We start from the raw sequence: 3,565 nt of genomic DNA on the forward strand, positions 1-3,565 counted from the left end.
CGTGCGGGTGGCCCCCGCCGGCCGCCACCCGCACGCATCCCCGCACCTGCGACCCACCGCGCGCAGACACCCGCACCCGCGGCCCACTGCGCGCAGGCATCCGCACCCGGCTCACCGCGCGCAGGCACCCCGCACCCGCGGCCGCCGGGCGCCGCCCTGCGGCTGCCGGCCGCTGGCCGCCCCTGACCGTCCGTCCCAGAACACCGCCACCCCACCTCGGGCGCTGCGCGATCGACGCGGCCCGGCGAACGCGACTCGGCCGGCGGCCACCCGCGGAGGCGGCACGGCGAGGGCGGCTCGGCCGCCACCCGCCACCACCACTGTCCCACCTCAGGCGCGCGGGTGCGCCGCAAGGTAGGTGCTGCGGAGCCGCTCCGTCGTGACGTGCGTGTAGATCTGGGTGGTTCCGAGACTCGAGTGACCGAGCATCTCCTGCACGGCGCGAAGGTCGGCTCCCCCGTCGAGCAGATGCGTCGCCGCCGTGTGCCGGAACGCATGCGGACCCTCCGGGCCCGATCCCGGCACGCGCCCCAGCAGTTCGGCGACCAGCGCGTAGACGGCCCTGGTGCCGATCCGCCCCCCGCGCGTGTTGAGGAACAGCGCCCCCGCCGCCGACTCGCCTCGACCACGTGACGCGGCTGCACCACCCGGGCCGAGCGGGCTGCCCTGGCCGAGCGGACCACCCGGGCCGAGCGGGCGGCCCGGGTCGACTGCACCACTCGACGAGTTCGTCGACGCCGCAGCCGCCCGCTCGATCAGCATCCGCCGCCCGTGGGCGCGGTACGCACCGATCGCCTCCGCCGCGGGGGCACCGAACGGCACGACCCGCTGCTTCGAGCCCTTGCCGGTGACCAGAACGGTGCGCCGCTCGTCGTCGAGGTCGTCGACGTCGATTCCGACGATCTCGGACACACGGAGCGCCGACGCGTAGAGCAGCTCCACGATCGCGCGATCCCGCTCGGCCACCGGGTCTCCTGCGGCCGCCCGCTCCTCAAGAAGCCCGAAGATCGACTGCATGGATGCCCGGCTGAGCACCCTCGGAAGCGACCGTTCCGGCCGGGGCGCCCTCAGCCGAACGGCCGCGTCGCCCGTCTGCCTCTTCGTTCGTGTCAGCCACCCCGAGAAGCTCTTCGCCGTCGCGGAGCGCCGCGCCATCGTCGCCTTGGACAACCCCTGGTTCGAGGCCGCCCACAGCCAGTCCCGCAGCAGCTCGAGCGTCACCTCCGCCCCGCTCGCCCCGCCCGCGACCGCGCCATCCGCCGTCACCTCGTCCGCCCCCGCCGCGCTGCCCGGCGCCCCCTCCGCCGAACGCTCGACGAACGGCACCCGGCCGGCGCCGATGGCGAGATCGGATGACTGGCCACGGTCGGGAACGCGTTGCGCACGGTCAGCGGCCAAGCGGCGGTCGGCGGCGAAGGCCAGCAGGTTCGCCAGGTCGGAGCGGTACGCCCGCACCGTGTTCGGCGAGTAGCCGCGTTCGAGCGCCAGATGCGACAGGAAGTCGTCGGCGTTCTGCTCGAGGCTCATACGGTCAAGGATGCCTGACCCGGGCACCCTCTCACTCGGCCGGCTGGGCGTGGCGGGAGAACGCCTCGCGCTGCCCATCCGGAGCCATCGCCTCGATGCGCGCGACCAGATCGACCGGAAAGCTGTTCGCGAAGGGGTAGTCACCGACCGGAACCACCGAATGCACCACCTGATCGGGATACACCTGCACGAGGTTGATCGACTGCCCGCCGTTCACTCCGTCGAGGCGACCCGGCCCCGCCGACAGATCGAGCGTGTAGCAGGTCGCGGCTGCCACTGAGATCGGAACCCCGGCGAAGAGCGACGTCGTCGTGTAGTGCAGGTGGCCGCCCAGGATGCCGCGTACGTCCGTTCCGCGGATGACGTCGGCCAGCAGGTGCTGCTCCTGCAGTTCGAGGATCGGCATCAGCGGAAGCGTCGTCGGGATCGGCGGGTGGTGCAGTGCCACGATCGTGCCGTGCGGCGCGGGCTCGGCGAGGTGCCCACCCAGCCATTCCAGCTGCTCAGCGGTCAGTTCCCCGTGGTGGAAACCCGGCACGGAAGTGTCGAGCGCGATGAGCCGCAAACCGTTCAGGTCGAACACCCGGTCGATCGGCGCATCCTCGCCCGGCCCGCCGGAAAGGTCTCCGACCGGCTCGTCGAGAAGTTCCGATCGCATCCGGCCGCGAACATCGTGGTTGCCCATCACCCACACCAGCTCGGCACCCAACCGTTCGGCGACCGGCTCGACCAGCGCTCGAACCCGCGCGTAGGCATCCTGCTGCCCGAGGTCGGTAATGTCCCCGGTGAAGACCAGCGCGTCGATGTCGATCCGCGACCGTTCCAGCTGCGCCAGCGCCCGCGCGAGCGTCGAATCCGTGTCGACGGTGCCGTAGAGCTTCGCCCGATCCGCGAGGAAATGGGTGTCGCTGAGATGGGCGATGACGTGGGTGGGTTCGCTCCGTGCGGGCATGCCTCCATCCTGCCAAACACCACCGACGTCGGAGCCTCACCCGCCCGGCACCTCACCCACCCAGCACCTCACCTCACCTCACCGCACCTCACCCGGCACCTCACCCACCCCGCACCCGCCAGACGCGTCACCCGCTCCTCACCGCGCACCACCCCTCGTTCCGCTCCTCGACCGCCCGTTCGAGCGAGAGCGCACCGAGTGCCGCCTGAGCCATCGCCACACTGATCCCCGCCCGGCGCGCGATCTCCTCCGTCGACCGTGGCGAACGCCCGCTGACCGCATCGAGAACGCGCACGTGTTCCGCCGGGCGACGGCGCCCGCGCTCGGCGGGGCACTCCTTCTCTCCCGCCGACTGCACCCCCTCGATCGCCAGCATCGGCTGCCGCCCGGCGTCGTGCCCGAGCAACTCCATCACGTCGCTCGGGCTCGTGATGCAGACGGCATCGAAGTCCCGGAGGAGACGATGGCATCCGGCCGAGGAGAGCGACGTCACCGGACCGGGCACGGCTCCGAGGGGGCGACCCATTGCGGCGGCATGAGCGGCGGTGTTCAGCGACCCACTCCGCACCCCGGCCTCCACCACGACCACCGCCTGCGCCGCCGCCGCGATGAGCCGGTTGCGCTGCAGGAAGCGCCATTTGGTGGGAGCCGCGCCGCAGGGCAGCTCCGACAGCACCGCCCCGACATCCGCAATGCGGGTGAGCAGTGCGTCGTGACCGCTCGGGTAGAAGCGATCCACCCCGCCCGCCAGGAACGCGTAGGTCTGGCCCGACGTCGCGAGCGCCGAACGGTGCGCCATACCGTCGATGCCGTAGGCGGCCCCCGAGGCGATACCGAAACCCTCGTCGGAGAGCCCTGCCGACAGTTCCATCGCCATGTGCTCCCCGTAGCCGGTCGCCGCCCGTGCACCGACGATGGCGATCGCCCGGCTGAGCCCCGCCGCAGCCCGGGGCCTGCCGCGCACCCAGAGCGCGAGGGGCTGATGCAGCCCGAGGTCGGCGAACGCAACCGGCCATTCCGCATCACCGGGTATGACCAGGCGCGCTCCGCAGCGTGCTGCCTGGCGCATCGAGGTGAGCGGCGACG

3 protein-coding genes are annotated in these 3,565 nt (G+C 72.4%); all 3 read right to left on the reverse strand.

All coding sequences use genetic code 11. The annotated features are described in order from the left end of the window. Positions 1 to 330 precede the first annotated feature (330 nt). Complete coding sequence (locus tag C5B96_RS17965; protein ID WP_146078107.1) at positions 331 to 1,527, reverse strand: tyrosine recombinase XerC; 1,197 nt, start codon at positions 1,525 to 1,527, stop codon at positions 331 to 333. A 31-nt stretch (positions 1,528 to 1,558) separates the two neighbouring features. Continuing rightward, positions 1,559 to 2,479 carry a phosphodiesterase gene (locus tag C5B96_RS07120; RefSeq protein WP_104244353.1) on the reverse strand — a complete coding sequence of 307 codons (921 nt, stop codon included), beginning with the start codon at positions 2,477 to 2,479 and terminating at the stop codon, positions 1,559 to 1,561. 127 nt (positions 2,480 to 2,606) lie between these two features. Next, a partial coding sequence (gene dprA, locus C5B96_RS07125) for a DNA-processing protein DprA (RefSeq protein ID WP_104244357.1) occupies positions 2,607 to 3,565 on the reverse strand: 959 nt, incomplete at its 5' end.

This window comes from Subtercola sp. Z020, assembly GCF_002931235.1.
GTDB lineage: Bacteria > Actinomycetota > Actinomycetes > Actinomycetales > Microbacteriaceae > Subtercola.